This is a genomic window from Okeania sp. SIO2C9 (assembly GCF_010672455.1).
GTDB lineage: Bacteria > Cyanobacteriota > Cyanobacteriia > Cyanobacteriales > Microcoleaceae > Okeania.
This window is the reverse complement of sequence record NZ_JAAHGO010000063.1, coordinates 35059-53120: the sequence shown is the minus strand read 5'-3', so window position 1 is coordinate 53120 and position 18062 is coordinate 35059. Positions and strand designations below refer to the sequence as shown.

The 18062-nt window shown below is 37.4% G+C and carries 9 protein-coding genes; 4 read left to right on the top strand and 5 right to left on the bottom strand.

Annotated features, from left to right (window positions below):
- A partial coding sequence (locus F6K23_RS30905) for a hypothetical protein (protein WP_293163138.1) occupies positions 1 to 276 on the bottom strand: 276 nt, incomplete at its 3' end.
- 818 nt (positions 277 to 1094) lie between these two features.
- Here F6K23_RS30905 and ltrA point away from each other — a divergent pair.
- Entirely contained in the window at positions 1095 to 3080 is a 1986-nt protein-coding gene (ltrA, locus tag F6K23_RS30900; protein ID WP_293163136.1) for a group II intron reverse transcriptase/maturase, read from the top strand.
- A 569-nt stretch (positions 3081 to 3649) separates the two neighbouring features.
- Here the strand turns inward: ltrA and F6K23_RS30895 are convergent.
- Together F6K23_RS30895 and F6K23_RS30890 are read right to left on the bottom strand one after the other, a co-directional pair.
- Positions 3650 to 3844 carry a hypothetical protein gene (locus F6K23_RS30895; RefSeq protein WP_293163134.1) on the bottom strand — a complete coding sequence of 65 codons (195 nt, stop codon included), beginning with the start codon at positions 3842 to 3844 and terminating at the stop codon, positions 3650 to 3652.
- 693 nt (positions 3845 to 4537) lie between these two features.
- Entirely contained in the window at positions 4538 to 8914 is a 4377-nt protein-coding gene (locus F6K23_RS30890; protein WP_293163132.1) for a CheR family methyltransferase, read from the bottom strand.
- A gap of 1182 nt (positions 8915 to 10096) precedes the next feature.
- Between F6K23_RS30890 and F6K23_RS30885 the strand changes: the two genes are divergently transcribed.
- The gene (locus tag F6K23_RS30885; RefSeq protein ID WP_293163130.1) at positions 10097 to 11425 is read left to right on the top strand and encodes a 16S rRNA (cytosine(967)-C(5))-methyltransferase; all 1329 of its coding nucleotides are present in this window, start codon (positions 10097 to 10099) and stop codon (positions 11423 to 11425) included.
- Positions 11426 to 11428: 3 nt separating this feature from the next.
- Here the strand turns inward: F6K23_RS30885 and F6K23_RS30880 are convergent, their stop codons facing one another.
- Together F6K23_RS30880 and F6K23_RS30875 are read right to left on the bottom strand one after the other, a co-directional pair.
- Complete coding sequence (locus F6K23_RS30880; protein ID WP_293163128.1) at positions 11429 to 14164, bottom strand: DEAD/DEAH box helicase; 2736 nt, start codon at positions 14162 to 14164, stop codon at positions 11429 to 11431.
- Between the two features lie 398 nt (positions 14165 to 14562).
- Positions 14563 to 15333, bottom strand: a complete 771-nt coding sequence (locus F6K23_RS30875; RefSeq protein WP_293163126.1) for a class I SAM-dependent methyltransferase — start codon at positions 15331 to 15333, stop codon at positions 14563 to 14565.
- A gap of 60 nt (positions 15334 to 15393) precedes the next feature.
- Between F6K23_RS30875 and F6K23_RS30870 the strand changes: the two genes are divergently transcribed.
- Complete coding sequence (locus F6K23_RS30870) at positions 15394 to 15555, top strand: hypothetical protein (protein ID WP_293163124.1); 162 nt, start codon at positions 15394 to 15396, stop codon at positions 15553 to 15555.
- Positions 15556 to 15982: 427 nt separating this feature from the next.
- Complete coding sequence (locus F6K23_RS30865) at positions 15983 to 17458, top strand: alpha-amylase (RefSeq protein WP_293163122.1); 1476 nt, start codon at positions 15983 to 15985, stop codon at positions 17456 to 17458.
- Positions 17459 to 18062 lie beyond the last annotated feature (604 nt).

Genomic DNA, 18062 nt, shown 5'->3' with positions numbered 1-18062 from the left:
CCACACTCCCCACACTCCCCATACTCCCCACACTCCCCATACTCCCCACACTCCCCATACTCCCCATACTCCCCATACTCCCCACACTCCCCATACTCCCCACACTCCCCATACTCCCCACACTCCCCATACTCCCCATACTCCCCATACTCCCCACACTCCCCACACTCCCCATACTCCCCACACTCCCCACACTCCCCACACTCCCCATACTCCCCATACTCCCCATACTCCCCATACTCCCCATACTCCCCACACTCCCCATACTCCCCACACCCCCCATTAATGCACCATTTAAGGTGTGTCAGTCTAGTAGGGGCGAATGGCATTTGCTAACGCACTAGCTATTTGTAGAGTCCCTGAGTAAGTCCCGATTATGATAATCTAAGTCAAAATTAATAGGAAGTTAAATTATGGAAAGTCAATTATCCGGAAGTTGGCAAGACTGGGTAGGAGTAGCAGGTTATGTTTTATTTGCAGGTTTTATTGTCTGGCGCGTAGTGCGACTCGTTGGCCACTAAACCAGGAAACTGAGTATAAACGGCCGTTCCAAGTCACCACATGAGGACAACCTCGACTTGTGAATAACTCTTATATCCTTCGTGGTGAAATTCCACCGCCTTGTTGTTGGGTAGAAAGCATAGGCCACAGGGTAGCGACTGAATATCAATCCCTGAAGCTGGCCTAAAAGCGGGAAAATACCAGTTACCGAGGAACGATACCGCAAGCAAAGGCTGACAAGTGGACGAATAGGAAGGTGATCAAACTCTCGTAAAGACAAACCATCCCAAAGGTAGCTATGGGATGTAGGACGAAAGTCAGGGGGTCATTGGACAATCTTATTATGCGGAGATTGCCAGCAACCATAACGAACCCTCCGGAAGAGTTTACCTCACTAAATCAGCCGTAATAAAGGAATAAGGGAACGAGGAAACCTCTCTAAGACACCTAAGAATATAGGTCGAGAACTTAGGAAGCCATTCAAGGTCAATCTGCACATCGGTTGGAGGTCTTAGGGAGAGTAGGATTGGGTAAAAAGCATTAATATGCAGACGTACCTCACTGTTAGACGTAATGTAAGGCAATGATTAGTAATGAATCAAGCTCAAACACTAAAAAGAAAGCTAGGGAACCCTAAGCCATTTCTTGAGTGCGTCTTACATTCTGAGGAGACCTCAGAATTACGCACTCGCTTTTTAAGCGTAGCATGGGATACAGAGGATATACCTTCACAAGTTTCAATCAATCCTAACCTTCGATGGAAGGATATTGACTGGAAACGAGTGGAAAAATCTGTATTCAAATTACAAAAATTGATTTACAGAGCATCCAGCCGTGGCGAATTCCGCAAGATGCACAGATACCAAAAACTTCTTTTGAAAAGCTATTACGCTAGGTTGCTAGCTGTTAGGCGCGTGACACAGGATAACCAGGGGAAGAAAACTGCGGGTGTAGATGGTGTTAAAAATCTATCTCCAATGCAGCGATTCAACTTGGTGAACCTACTCGCATCACGACACCTCAAGTCAAGCCCCACCCGCAGAGTCTATATACCAAAACCAGGTAAAGATGAAAAGCGAGTGCTAATTGATGAGGTCTCCTCAGAATGTAAGACGCACTCAAGACAGCGCCCGTTAGGCATTCCAACAATGTACGATAGAGCGTTACAAGCCCTGGTCAAGTTAGGTATGGAACCAGAGTGGGAGGCACGTTTTGAACCTAACAGTTATGGTTTTAGACCGGGACGGTCAACGCATGATGCCATAGGGGCAATCTATCTCAGTGTCCACATGAAACCTAAATATGTGTTAGATGCTGACATATCAAAGTGTTTTGACCGAATTAACCACGATGCGCTTCTAGGAAAGATAGGGCAATCCCCCTACAGACGATTAATTAAACAATGGTTAAAGTCTGGGGTATTTGATAATAATCAATTCCTAGAATCTGTGGAAGGTACACCACAGGGAGGGGTAATATCACCTCTACTAGCAAACATCGCCTTACACGGTATGGAAGAAAGATTAATGGAATTTGTCGAAAATCTTCCACTTAGATATCCAAATGGAAGAATAATGTCAAAACGAGACAGAAGAAATAATCTATCTTTAATACGCTATGCTGATGACTTCGTTGTCCTACATGAAGACATCAAAGTAGTGCTGCAAGCTAAAACCATAATACAGGAATGGTTAAACCAGGTAGGATTAGAACTAAAACCAGAAAAAACCAAAATTGCCCACACCTTGGAAGAGCATGAAGGGAATAAACCCGGATTTGATTTCTTAGGATTTACTATCAGGCAATGGAAGGTAAAGTCAACCAAACAAGGATTTAAGACGCTGATTAAACCGTCCTCTAAGAGTATAAAAACCCACTATCGGAAACTAGCGGATATATGTAGCAAGAACAAAACCGCTCCTACCAAAGCTCTAATAGCCAAATTAAACCCGATAATTAGGGGATGGGCTAACTACTTCTCAACCGTAGTCAGTAAAGAGGTGTTTAGTAAAATAGATAACCTTTTATGGAGAAGATTATGGAGATGGGCAAGTAGAAGGCATCCAAATAAGCCAGCTAAATGGGTTAAAGATAAGTATTTCCCTCGCTGCAAAGAAACCAGGAATTGGGTACTTAATTACGGTGAATATATACTTAACCAACACTCGGATGTACCTATTATAAGGCACATCAAGGTGAAAAGTAGTAAATCCCCTTATGACGGCGATTGGACTTATTGGAGTAATAGAATCGGTAAATATCCAGGCGTAAGGAAAGAAGTCACAACGCTATTAAAACGGCAAAAGAATAAATGCGCATCTTGTGGACTAACCTTTACACCAAATGACCTCATGGAAGTAGACCATATAATTCCAAGGTCTAAAGGTGGTGACAACACTTATAAGAATAAACAACTGTTGCACCGACATTGTCACGATACTAAAACTGCCTTAGATCAAAAGACATACACAGAACCAAAGTTACAGGACTTACCTGAAAATTATATATGGGTTGACGATATGTTGATATTAAGGCAGGGATGTACCCATGAAAAGGGACGTTTAAGAGAGGAGCCGTGATGAGGTGAAAGTCTCACGTCCGGTTCTGAAGACGAGTCGGTTTGGTAACAAACTGGCTTAGTTTAACCTCGCAATGCCATCAAAGTGAGTTATAGCGTTATGTGTTAGGTAGTAGTTTGCTAAAATGAGATAATTGGCAATTCAAATATTATCTGAAATCCAGTTATACAGTTATCGCACTTTCTACTTCCTTTCTACCGACTCCTGTACGGGCGTTACGAAGTATGCGCAAGCAAACGCCATTTGTTTGCTGACGCAGAGCTTACGCTAACGCCCCTCCTGACTTCTACCCCTGCCATGCATACTTTTTCAGCAAACCCTAATTATCCGAATACTGTATTAGACATCTGGTGAAAATTAGATATGAAGAGAATTATTCGTGTTTTCGATCAGACAGCATATTCCCTGTTGCTTTCGGGATATGTTGCCTACTTATGCAAAAAGTCTATTTTTTTTCACCAGATGTCTATTATAGCAGTGGCTATTACTGTATTTGACATTTGACATCTCAAAAGTTTAAAACTCAGACAACGCCAGATTTTTCGGTTCTTCCTTCTTCCTTCTGATAATTATAGTTGATTGTCAGATACAGGCATTAACTCTTCTTCTCTACTGTAAATAAAAGGTTTGTTATCATCAACACTAGACAAGACATATTCAAAACGAGTACCTTTTTGATTGCTATGTTTGATAATTCTACAAATTTTTCCAATCCATTTATACTCAATCAACATTACATAGTCGTTTACTTGAAAGCTCATCATATTGATCTCCTGAAAGTTTCCTGTTCTTAAGTATCTCCAGAATAATACACAGACTTAATGTCACACTTCACCTATAAAGGTGATTTTATTATCCCCCAACTGGGTGATTCTACAGAAGTGGCCATTACTGTATTTGATATCATGTCCGGTTAAATACTTATAGAGAAACGACGGACAACTCAGGAGTCATAATTCATAAGTCAGGAGTCAGGAGTTATATCATGTCCGGATAATTAGTTATAAAAAAACTTTCTCCTTCAACTCCAGTTCTTCTTCTTTCTTCCCTCTTTCCTCCTGACTCGGTCCTCCTGACTCCTGAGGACTCCGTAGTTATTTATTTATCACTGTTCAACCGGACATGATATAACCGGATTTGATATTACAGCGGTTTTCATGATTAGTAGACCACAGTAGGGAGGTTCCATGGAACCTCCCTACAAAGTTTTGCTTGTGAAGATGTGGTTCATCAATTTGAAAAGCGCTGTAAACGGATATGATATTACACAAGGGCACTAAATGTGGTGAATATATTGAGGATTTACCAAAATATGCACCGTATATAGCATTACTGGGTAAGTCCTGTGTATTTGACATATCAAAAGCTTAAAACTCAGACAACACCAGATTTTTCCTTCTGTCCTAGATAACTAAAGCTTTCTTCCCTCTTACTTCTTCCCTCTTGCTTCTTCCTTCCTACTCTTCTTCCATCAATTCAGCAATAATATCAAACCGAAATTCATCAGCTAATTCCATCAAAGCGTCTGTGAGTTGCTGGTGTTCCTCTGGAATTTGCTCTAATAGAGAAATAACCTCCTCAGAGCTACAGCTAAGAGCTGCCATGTGAAGTTGAGAGCGAAACTCTGAACTCATACCCATATTACTCAAGGAATCTTTAGATAAATTAGATACTGCTGAAGTATAGGTGTCAGGATCAGGGGTAATATGACAAGAACTATATATGTATTTAACACCAATACATTCAGCAATTGAGTTGAGCAAAATATCTTCTTCAACTGGTTTGGAGAGTATATGACAACAGTTATCTTCCAAAAATGAATGTTGCTCGTCATTAAAAGCTCCAGAAGCAGAAAGAGCAATAATCATAGTATTTTGACCTTCAGGGGTAGATTTAATCTGTTCAATAGCCTCAAACCCATTCATTCCAGGCATTCGTAAGTCCATACAAATTAACTGTGCTTGGTGCTGCTCCCACTGGTGTATAGCTTCTTCACCATTAGCTGCTTCTAATACTCGGAAACCTAATGGTCTCAACATCATCAGCAACAATTTTCGATTTTCTTCTATGTCATCAACTACTAAAATACGATATTCTGGTTGGTCGGGAGCGAGACCTAATATTTGTTGAACAATTGGCAGCTTTGTATGGGTAGTATCGGCAGCATAATTAACCATAATTGAGAAACTAAAAGTTGTTCCTGAAGCAGGACTACTCTGGATATGAATATCGCCACCCATGAGTTGCACAAATCCCTGACTTATTGATAAACCCAAACCTGTACCTGTTTGAGAATATCTACCTGCTTTGCCTTGAACAAATGCTTCAAATATTTTCTCTAACTCTTGCTGAGTCATACCTTTACCTGTATCTTCTATCTCAAACTCTATATTAGTAGTTAAATCAACAGGGTTCACTTCTGTATCATTTTCTGTATCATTAATTTCTGGTATTTGTGCAACTCGGACGCTTAATTTCACATGACCTGCATCAGTAAATTTGATAGCATTAGAGAGAAAATTAATCAGTACTTGTCGTAGTTTCTGTCGATCGCCATAAATATATTGAGGCACTCTATCATCAAGTTCAAGCAGTAAATTCAAAGCTTTTTTTCCTGCACTTGGTCGAAACATTTCTCTCAGCTCTGTGATGAAGGCTTGAAAATCAAATAAACTCAGCTTAAGCTCCATGCGGTTAGCTTCGAGCTTGGAAAAATCCAAAACTTCTTCGACCAACTCTAGTAAATTATTCCCACTTTTATATATCAGGTTTAACTGCTCTCTTTGGTAGTCGTCGAGATTATTTCCATGGCCTAAAAGTTGGGTAAAACCGAGAATAATATTTAGAGGTGTTCGCAGCTCATGAGTCATCTGTTTGAAAAAGTCACTCTTAGTTTTATTCGCTGCTTCGGCTAATTTTTGACTTTCTAATAACTGTTCCTGAATTTGCTTGAGTTGAGTAATTTCTGTAATTACTCCACCAATTCCTTTTTGACCGTTTTCTAAGTCCACAGGATAATAACTTGATAGCCACCAAGCTACTGTTTCAATATTAGTAGGATGAGGAGCATTGATTTCAATATTTCTGATGATTTCTCCTGTTTCCAATATTTCATGGAATAAGGGATTTAATTGATCTGCTAAATACGGTAGCACCTCTGAGAAGGTCTTACCAATATTTTCTGATACGTTTAAGTTATTAATCTCAGCAAAAATATAGTTAATGCGTAAAAATCTTAATTCTTGATCTAGTAAAAACAAACCTGCGGGACTAGATTCATACAAGCTTTCCAGAACATTATTAGTGCGTGTGAGTTGAGTTTTGGTCTTTTGGAGTTCGTTAATATTTACTAATGTGATCACTATGCCATCGTTGATGTCATCTTCCCGAATATAGGGATGAATGCGCAGGAGTAAATTTTCTCCGGTAGCAGATAAAGTTACTTCCCTCTCGATTAATTTTTGATTGCTGAGAGCTTGTTGGATAATTGCGATGAAGTCTGGGCAGTCTAGGTTGTGAGTAAAATGATATATAGGACGGTTAATATCGGTGCCTCTAATATTAATAGCTTGGGTAGCAGGAGGGGTAAATCTACGAATTCTGAGATTTTTATCGAGAAAAACTACACCAATATCTATGCTCAGGAGCAGATTATCTATATCTTCGCTCAGATGAGTTAGTTCTTCAATTTTTGCCTGATATTGGGAGTTAATAGTAAATAATTCTTCGTTTGTTGACTGTAATTCTTCATTGGTACTTTGAAGCTCTTCGTTGGAGGCCACTAATTCTTCGTTAGTAGCTTGTTGCTCTTCGTTAATAGTTTCTAGCTCTTCTACTGCTGCTTGTAAATTTTCTCTGGTTTGTTGGAGTTCATATTCTAGTTCTATAATTTGTTGTGCTATTTCAGGTGCTACTTCATAGACTTTTTTTTGGCGATCGTTTAGTAAAGATACCGCTGGTGGGGTTTCTATTTCCAGAAATACAATTAAATATTCTTCTAATGATGGGGCATTGCAATTATAACCAACTCGCAGAGTAATATTTTCTTCTTGGTTATTTCGGTAGAGCTTAATTCCAGTATACAAAACTGTCTGCTTGTCTCGTTTGGCACGATGCAGCGCTGTATCCAAAGGTAGTTTGAGTTCTGGTAAAATAATGTCGGTGATTTCTAAATTTGCTTCCCCAATGGGAATTTGCAGTAGATCTGCCTCATTATAGAAAACATTCAGCAAGCGGTTATCTACATTCACCAACAAAGCAGTAATTTTTCGCTCCCCAAAACCTACTTGAAATACTTCTGTCAGCATTTTGTCAAGTCTGGAGTGATTAAGTTTGGTCTTTATGGAATAATAGATAGTAGGTATGGTTACTGCTTTTGGTGTCAGATGAGTTAAGGATAGCTGCACATCTCGTCGCTTGCGATAGACTTTCAAACAAGATTTCAGGACGATAAATTCTTCCTCCAGTTCTCTAACGCTTTCAGTATTACCTAAGAATAAAATTCCTTGGGATGATAAGGAAAAGTGGAGTAACCGTAGTACTCGTTGCTGCAATTCTGGCTGCATATAAATTAGTACGTTACGGCACGAAACTAAATTCATCCTCGAAAAACCAGGATTTTTGGTCAGGTCGTGAGGGGCAAATATCAGCATTTCCCGTAGCGATCGCTTTACTTGGTAACTACCTACTTCATGGTTAAAATATCGTTCTAGGTATTCCTGAGATATATATTTAGCAATAGACTCTGGATAAATTCCCCTAGCAGCAGTTTCTAGAGCGTTACTATCAATGTCTGTGGCAAAAATTTTCACTTTTAGGGACTTACCTGTTTCTCGTATAGCTTCATTAATTAGGATAGCTATTGAGTAAGCTTCCTCTCCAGTTGCACAAGCAGAAACCCAAATTCGCAACTGTTTTTCTTCCTGTTGAGCTTTCTTTACAAGTTCGGGCAAAATTTCTGTTCTTAAATATTCCCAAGCTGGAGGGTCTCGAAAAAAGGAGGTAGCACCGATCAGTAAATCTTGATAAAGTATTTTTTGTTCTTCTTCAGAATTTTTGAGATGATGAATATAATTTTCTAGCTTTCCAGATCGTACTAAAGTGCAGCGATGAATAATTCGACGAGTGATGGTGGAAGTTTTGTAATAGGAGAAATCTACTTCTTTATATTTGTAGAGGATACTTAATATTTCCTGTAGCTCTTCGGAAGGAATTAATGGTGATTCTCGATCATCTCTAGAAAATAATGGATTTTCTTGCCACTCCACAATGTGATAGATAAGTTGAGCAAGTTCTACTGGAGACAAGATTTCCTCAATTAACTCAGGGGAAATGGCATTGGTGGACATACTGGTAAATTGGTCTGTTTCTGGAGATTTAACCAGGGCAACACCATTAGCATCGCGGATGGCTGCTAATCCCTCTTGGCCATCATTATCACTACCGGAAATGAGAATGGCAATAGCGCGCTTTCCCCATTCTTGTGCCAGAGATTTGAAAAAATAGTTGATGGGGGTGTCAAACTCCGAGGGAGGGTCGAGTAAATTTAGGGTCTGAGTTTCTAACTGTAGATATTTTCCCTCTGGCACAATATATACAGTCCAGGGGTTCATGATCATTCCATCTTCTATTGTATGGACTGTGAGGCTGGTTTTTCCTTCTAGAAGTTGGACAAGCTGACTGGGAAAATTAGCAGATTGATTTTGGACTACTATTATGAATACAATATTTAGTTGCTTTGGCAGATGAGAAAAAAATGTTTCTAATAGTTGTAGATTCTCTACAAATATTGCGACACCTATGATAAACAATTGGTTTTCTAGTTGTAATTTCATTTTTTAATGGAGAAGAGGGAACAGGTTGTACATCACTTTTTTTAATCAACGCGATAAAAATCATATGTCCTACCTATTTAACCCAAGCATCAAAGATAAAATTAGTTTGGCTTGACTAGTTATATTGGTAAACTGTTAAGGAAAATAGGGAATAGGGAAAGACTTTTCAACTAGAGCAATTCTCAATTATTTATCATAAATCCTAGAATAAATCAAAAATATGAAACTATGATTTTAATAACGTGATAATTTTTTTTCTTATCTATTCAACCTGATTATCAAAGATACAATTAATTTGGCTTGACTACTTATTTTAGTAAATTTTTGAATCAAATAGGAAATGAGGAAAGGCTTTTCAACTATAGCAATTATTAATAAGTCAATATTAATCTACTAATGTTAAATTTTGAACAGTTTAAAGTTAAAATTATTCATCTATAGCAACTGCCATGACTAGTCTTGACCGATCAAATATCTGTTTGAGTAGCACTGCGCAGTAGAAATAAAGGAATATCAACCTTTTTCCTTCTACTATATATTATCATGTTATAATTTTCAGACTAAGATTAATAGTATAAAAAATTATCTTTTTCTTGATGGATATAACACCCCACCATCTACAATTGGTTGGGGTTTAAAAAGTTTTTCCTGACTGAATGCTCCGCAAACAGCAGTTCAGCAATTAGCGGTCAGCTTTTTATAAGGGGATTTAAACCCCTCCTAAAATTAAGCTAATTATAGAAGTCGGGGATGTTTTACCGAAAAATTGTGGGTATGCGCCTCCCCTTGGATAGGGGATAATAAGCGGTCGTTTGCGGAGCAGTCCGTTAGGATGGGATGGCGAGGAAACCTGCGCCATATCCAATCGACTCCTGTGAAGAAAAATTTTCATCTCTTTGTCAATCCTCTTCAATTCATGGAGAGGTAATTATTCATTATTCATTATTCATTATTAATTGTTGAACCAAGCTTGGACGTTCCGGAATGCTGCGAAAAAGATACCTAATTATATGCACAAATTTTTCCTCCGCAGGAGGCTAGCTAATAGCTGATAGCTAGTTAAATCCCCATCCACTTTTTCCCGATATCCTAGATAACTAAATGCCTTCTATCCTAGATAACTAAATGCCTTCTTTCTTCTTTCTTATTTCTTCTTCAATAATATTTTTTTAATTAATTGTAGTGAATAATAACCCTCGTCAACTAGCTTTTATTATCCTCCAAGAAGTGTATCGAAAACAAGCTTTTGCTGATTTTACCCTAGATAAATATCTAAGAAAAAATGATTTAATTGATGCCAACCGTCGATTAGTTACAGAATTAGTTTATGGATGTGTGAGAAAGCAGCGAGCGCTCGATGCAATTATCGATCAATTAGCAAAAAAGAAATCTCAGCAACAACATCCAGACTTACGAATAATTCTCCATATTGGTTTATATCAATTATCTTATTTAGCACAAATTCCAGAATCAGCAGCAGTTAATACCACAGTTGAGCTAGCAAAACAAAATAAACTAGCTAAATTAACTGGTTTTATTAATGGTTTGCTCAGAGAATATATTCGGCGAGAATTGAAAATCGACCTGCCCAAAAATTCAGTACAAAAATTAGGAACATTATATAGTTTTCCTGACTGGATTATTGAATATTGGATAGAAAAATTAGGTATAATAGAAACCGAAGAATTATGCTCATGGTTCAATCAATCGCCGAGCCTTGATTTAAGAATTAATCCGCTTAACACCTCAATTGCAGAATTAGAAAAAGCAATTAAAAATACAGGTATTTCTGTTAACTGGATTCCCCAAGTTCCCCAACTTTTAAGATTAACAGGTGCAGTAGGTTCAATTCAAAAATTACCGGGTTATGAAGAGGGTTGGTGGTCAATTCAAGATTGTAGCGCTCAATTAGTTAGTTATTTATTAAATCCACAACCAGGAGAAATAATTATTGATGCCTGCGCTGCCCCTGGAGGCAAGACAACTCATATAGCAGAATTAATAGGAGATCATGGCAAAATTTTGGCTATTGATAAAACAGCTTCTCGACTAAAAATGTTAGAACAAAATGCTGAAAGATTGCAGTTAAAATCTATTTCTATTTCTATAGGTGATAGTCGGAATTTTCCTGAATTTATTGATCGAGCTGACCGAGTTTTATTAGATGTACCTTGTTCGGGTTTAGGAACTTTACACCGTCGAGCAGATATACGGTGGAGACAAACTCCAGAAAATATTCAAAAGCTCTCAAAACTTCAGAGTGAGTTATTAGAAAATACTGCAAAATGGGTAAAACCAGGGGGAGTTTTGGTATATGCAACTTGTACAATTCATCCTTTAGAAAATGAGGAGGTGATTGAGAAGTTTTTGACAAATAATTATGAGTGGGAAATTGAAGCACCAACTATTGATTTTATGGTTTCTCCTACTGTGGAAGGATGGGTAAAAGTTTGGCCTCATAGAGAACAAATGGATGGCTTTTTTATGGTGAAATTGAGAAGAAGGTGTTAGTAATTAATAATTATTCATTGCGATCGCCTCTAAAATTAACAACCCTAAATCTTTATATAAACCTCGATTTTGCTGAGGACAACTATGGTGAGTTAAACAGCGGGGACAACCATATTCACAATCACAATTTTTGGCTAATTCTGTTGCCTTATGTGCAAACTTCAACAGTTTATTAAAAATTGCCTCACTCGCTCCATTTCCACCATCGCAAGTATCAAAAAAATAACCGACAGTTTCTCCTCTTTCTTGCTTCACAAACCATTGCACATCCTGACTCGAACTTAACACAACTAAAGGCACAGCAAATATTAGTTGATGCCCCATACTATGCAATGCAATAAAATCTGAATTACAACTCCATAAATCTTTGAAATCATCTGGAATTATGTCTTGATACTTCTCTTTGATTTTCTCTTGAATTTGTCTAATATTTTCTCGTATAACATTGCTAAAAGCATAATTTATTTCTACCTTCACAACTGGAGCTTGATATTGAGTTTGATAAGGTGGATCGAAATTACCTCCATCTACAACTTTAGTAATTTCACCTCCTTTTTTATATTCAGTAGCAAACAAGTCATATCCTGTTACTGAAAAGGTAATTTCTCCCCAGATTAAACTTAATCTTAATCTAGCGTGTGGAATATTTGTTTGAATTATTTGGGATTTTGCTAATTGCTGAATTTCTTGAATAATTAACTCAGTTTTTGGTTTGCTTTCTAAATTACAATTTTTGCCTAAAGGCTTTAAAATTGCTTGTTTTTTATCTAAGTCGAGATTCTCAGAACGATAAAAAATTAACTCACTGTTATAATTTTGGGCTAAATAAATTGCCCCTGGAAAGACCTCCTGATGTGCCAGACTCATTTGCATTTTTTCAAAATTTTTTCCAGTATTAATATTGATTAATTCCACATCATTTTGAGCGTGACCGCGAATATTAATATTTCGATGAGGATAACCATATCCCCAAATTTCAGAAGAGTTAGTAATATAGATTTTTTCTTGTTTCAATAAACTATCAGCAATAGATCCTCCCACCACTCCAAAACGTTCTGTTATTTCATTCAAAGGTACACCACTTTCTACACAACTACATTCTAAATGTTTGCCCAAAATAGTCGGATAATTTGGATTAAAAGCAGCACTTTCCACCTCACCATTTAATAATAAATCTGGTTTATTTCCATAGAAATTATCCAACGGGTTTTGAGCTACTGGTAAAAACATCACTAACCCAGGATTTCTACGCCCTGCTCTACCAATTCTTTGTCCCCATGACATTAAACTACCAGGATAACCACGCACCAAACAACAATCAAGTCCTGGTAAATCAATTCCTGCTTCTAATGCGGAAGTAGAAAGAATAACTTTTACTATGCCAGCTTCTAACTTTTGGATAATATCCTGTCGTCTCTTAAATTGCAAAGAACCATAAAAAATTGCCACTTTATCTGCCAAATAACTCTCTCCATTCTTATCAGCTATTCGCTTAATTATACCCAGGAGTTTTTTCACAGCACTCCGGGAATTACAAAATACTATTCCACTTAAATCGTGGCGTAACCAAGACAAAATTATTTGACAAGCATCGGGGTTAGCAGTATCGCTAGGTTCCAGACATAAAATTGTTTTACCAGCACTATCAGCACCACTTTTTGATATTAGATGAAGTCGTTCCGGTTCGTCAGAGCGATCGCTAAATCTCATTGCCATTTCTGCGGGGTTGCCAATAGTAGCTGAACTAAAAATAAATTGTAGTTTTTCTGAACTTCCTCCTACTCGGTCTACCGCCATTTTTAATCTACGCATTAGATTAGAAAAATGAGCGCCAAAAGCACCTCTATAAGTATGAGATTCATCAATAACTACATAGCGGAGTTGTTGAAAAAATTTACGCCATCCTTCTCCATCTTTACTTCTAATTCTATATAGTTGATAGTGTAATAAATCTGGGCTTACTCCTAAAATATTAGGTGGGTTGGAGATAAATAATTTTTTCCTTTGTTTTGAGGATATGTCACCTGTAATTAATCCAATTTTGACAGAATTTTCAGGAAAATATGAGACCATTTTTTCCAGCTTTTGCATTTGGTCTAATGCTAATGCTTTGAGAGGAAAAATATATAATGCTGTGGTCTGAGGTTGTTGTAAACATGATTCTAAAATGGCTAAGTTATAACAGAGAGTTTTGCCAGAAGCTGTGGGTGTAAAGATGCAAAGGTCTAATTCTTTTCTCAGAGCAGTTAATGATTCAATTTGATGTTCATAGAGTTCCGTAATATTTTGTAAAATCAGAGAACTTTTGAGAGTTATTGGTAAATCTTTTGGCAAAGGATAAAGTTTTCCTGGAGTTGGTGGTGTATTTTCTATAGCTACTAATTTATCTAAAAATTCTTGGGCTATTGTTTGAAATACTGGTCGGGGAATAGCTGTTATTTCTGCGGAGGTAATATTTGATTTTTCTGGCTGTTTTAACTTCTTAGTCTGAAAATTTTTACTATCTCTTGGATAAATTTTTTTTTGATTAATTGCTATTTGCCAATCAGGAAAATGTACTGGGGTTGGATTTTCTAGAAAGTCTACAATTAAACGTTTGCCTAATACTGCTGTAATTTGACCAATACCATATTCAGGAGAATAAATTTTTGCACCAATTTTTAACCACTCTGGAGGTAATAGTAATTGATTTCCTGTCGCTTGGAGAATAGCAACATAATCTGTAGGTTTATCTGTCATATTAGCTTTTTAGTAGTAGTAGTGGACCGACACAGCTAAAATGGTGCATTAAAATAGTCAGCAATGGAGGACAATAATTATGGGAAGAGGTCGGCGTATTGAAAGTCTATCTGACGGATGTCATATAAAATCCAGTAGCATTGGTATAAAATTTTTTGAAGGTAGGAGTCAGGAGTCAGATAGGGGAGACATCGGATTAGCGGCGTACAAGAGTCAGGAGGGAAAACAGTTATAAAGATTTGGCAATGGTGAAGATGGACAATATTTTTATACCTAATTAAACGGATTTGATATCATATTTGTAACTATTTTTTCTACACAATTAATACTCTGCGCTCAAAGTTATTTTTTTAAGTAGAAATAAAAATAAAATTTTCTGACAGCATTACTAAGTTCTGTCAAAACTGATTTGGAGTAATTATTAACCTGGGTTCAGCAACATATAGTTCTGTACGATATAGTAAATAAACTAGACCTTTTTTATCTACCCATCGATCATATAATGCTTTCAAATTTGCCGTAATTTGTTCTCGTTCATAACCTTGATTTGGCACTGATGACGAACTCATAATACGACCTATTAATCCTGGCAAATCTAACTCTTGTCTGTGAGCAAATGTTGAATGTTGAAAATTGAAAAAATAGGAACTTTTTTCTATGGAGGCAATTGAAAAGCGTCGCTTTTTTTTAGTGTTTGGATGATGTTTAGATATCTGCTTCATTAAGTTACTATTTTCTTTAGTAAATCCATCTTCTCTATTCCAGTTATTCCATAAAAGTGCTAATTTGCCAGAGGGTTTTAAAATTCTGTGAAATTCCTGTAAAGTAGGTTCCAGATTAAACCAATGAAAAGCGTGAAAACAAGTTACTAAATCAACTGATTCATTAGGAAGATTAGTCGCTTCTGCCGTTGCTTCTCTAAACTCTATTAAAGGGTGAGATTGAGCAGCATTTTTCATTTTAAGGTTTGGTTCAATAGCTATGACATTAATACCTTGTTCAGCTAACATTCTAGAACCAATACCTGTACCAGCTCCAACATCTGCTGCTAATAATTCTGAAGGATTTTCAAATCCAGAAATCATTACAGCGATCGCTTCTTTTGGATAATTTGGTCTATACTGAGCATAATCTTCGACTCGATCGGAAAATCGATTTAGTGGGTTCATTTTATCTCAGCATACCTTAACTAATATTACTTTTAATAAATTTAACTCAATTATCAAATCATGGCATATAAATTAAAAAAAATATTAGACATATGGGGAAATGTTGGTACGGAATTTGGACCCAGTGAATTTGTGGTTCGCGCAGGTGCAGAAGTTGAGATTGATTCGGTTATGAACACTGTTGAATATGTCCAAGAAAATTCGGCTTTGAGCCAAACCTAAAACTTGCCCCAGTTTTTTCAAAATTTTGAATATAAATTAAATATTCCTTTTCTTAAATTCTCCAACCCTTGTAGGGATATGCCATAGAAAGTTCCTATATTCCTTTTCATATCATGTCCGGATAATAGCCTACAGCGCTTTTCGCTCTTGATGAACCACATCTTCACAAGCAAAACATTGTAGGGACGTTCCATGGAACGTCCCTACTGTGGTCTACTAATCATGAAAACCGCTATAATAAAAAACTTTCTCCTCCTGTTCCCTCCTGTACATCGCCAATCCAACGGAGGAGTCCGGAGTCAGAAGTCAGAAGGAAAGGCTGAAAATGGCTAAAAATGAGGAACAGTAATCCTTTCAAGAATTTCGCTATTGCTTCACCCCCACGAAACAGCCATAATCATATTGATAGATTTGAGGATTTCCGAACATGGCAGAAATTAACGGCGTAATGATGCAATATTTCCACTGGTATATTGACCCAAATCTTATCCTGTGGAATCAAGTGGCAAGTATGGCCCAAGAATTAGCAGATGCAGGCTTTACCGCAATGTGGTTACCACCAGCTTATAAAGGTATAGGCGGCACTTATGATGTGGGATATGGGGTTTACGATATGTATGACCTGGGGGAATTTGACCAACAAGGTACTGTTAGGACAAAATATGGCGATCGCCAACAATATCTAGATGCCATTCAAGTTTTACATAATGTTGGTATCCAAGTCTATGCTGATGGAGTTCTCAATCACCGCATGGGTGCTGATAGAACTGAAATTGTCAAAGCAACCCCTTTTGCCAAAAATAACCGTATTTCTCCCTTGGGAGAAATGCGTGAAGTTAAAGCTTATACTCATTTCCTGTTTCCTGGTCGGCAAAAAAAGTATTCTGACTTCGAGTGGCATTGGTGGCATTTTGATGCGGTTGATTATGATGACTACAGCAAAGAGCAAAATACAATTTATTTATTTGAAAGGAAAAGCTTTGATGATTATGTAGCGTTGGAAAATGGCAACTATGCTTACCTGATGGGATGTGATATTGATTTCCAGAGTAAAGAAGTTCGCGATGAAGTGATACGTTGGGGTAAATGGTATCTGGAAACTACTGGGGTTGATGGTTTTCGACTTGATGCCATTAAACATATTTCTTCTTGGTTTTTTCCTCTTTGGATTGATATATTAGAGGATTATTTTCAGAAAGATTTATTTATGGTGGGTGAATATTGGTTCAACGATATTAATACCCTGCACTGGTATATCAATTCAGTTCGTGGCAAAATGTCTGTGTTTGATGTTCCCCTACATTACAACTTTTACTATGCTAGTAAGTCGAGCGGACATTATGATATGCGCTATATTCTCAACGGTACTTTGATGCAGGAACGTCCGATTAATGCTGTGACTTTTGTGGAAAACCATGACTCACAACCTTTACAAGCATTGGAAGCTCCTGTTGAACCTTGGTTTAAACCTTTAGCTTATGCCATTATTTTGTTACGTCGTGAAGGATACCCTTGTGTTTTTTATGCTGACTATTATGGTGCAGAGTATGAAGACTATGGAAAAGATGGTAACCGTTACAAGATTTTCTTACCATCCCACCGTTGGATAATTGATAAATTACTTTTTGCCCGCAAATACTTTGCTTATGGCGAGCAATATGATTATTTCGATCATTATAATACTGTTGGTTGGACTCGTTTGGGTAATGAGGAACATCCGAAAGCAATGGCTGTAATTATGAGTGATAGCTATCCAGGTTACAAGTGGATGGAAGTGGGTAAACCAAATGCTAAGTTTTATGACCTCACGGAACATATTCAGGAACCCATTTATAGTAATGACTCTGGTTGGGCTAAGTTTCGGTGTAATGGCGGGTCAGTTTCTGTTTGGTTACAAGAATAATAACTAATAGATATCTCTAGAAAAGAGGGAGTAGGGAGTAGGGGAGTAGGGGAGTAGGGGAGTAGGGGAGTAGGGGAGAAAGATTGTTGTTCGGTTTATCCTACGGATAACCTGCGAAGATCGTCTCTTAACCAAACCTACATCTATTGCAACGTTGAAAATGAAACAGTCTAGTAGGGGGAAAGAATTGATAATTTCGGTAGTGCATCAGTAAAGTTTGGGATAAGTAATTAATACCATTTCTCAAAAATTTTTCTACATTTTATTGAGTGGGGGAGTAGGGGCGAACGGCTATTTTTCAAAAGCTCTCATCAGGGTTGATTTTATATCTGAATATAGCGATCGCTCTATTCTCTCAACCTAGGCCTGAAATACATTTGTCTTACTTTGTATTATTGCGACATACGCATTAGTAGAGAAGGAATATGTTAACCACAAGGTTATAGAACCCTGATGGTATCTTGACAATTTTCAGCTATGGAGTCGTACTGTGGGAATTAGGCAATATAGCGCAAGTCAAAAGTCAAAAGTTAAAAGTTAAAAGTAATATCTGACACTCGTTTGAGCATTTATAAATGTCCGCGCCCTATTTGCGTAGTGCAAT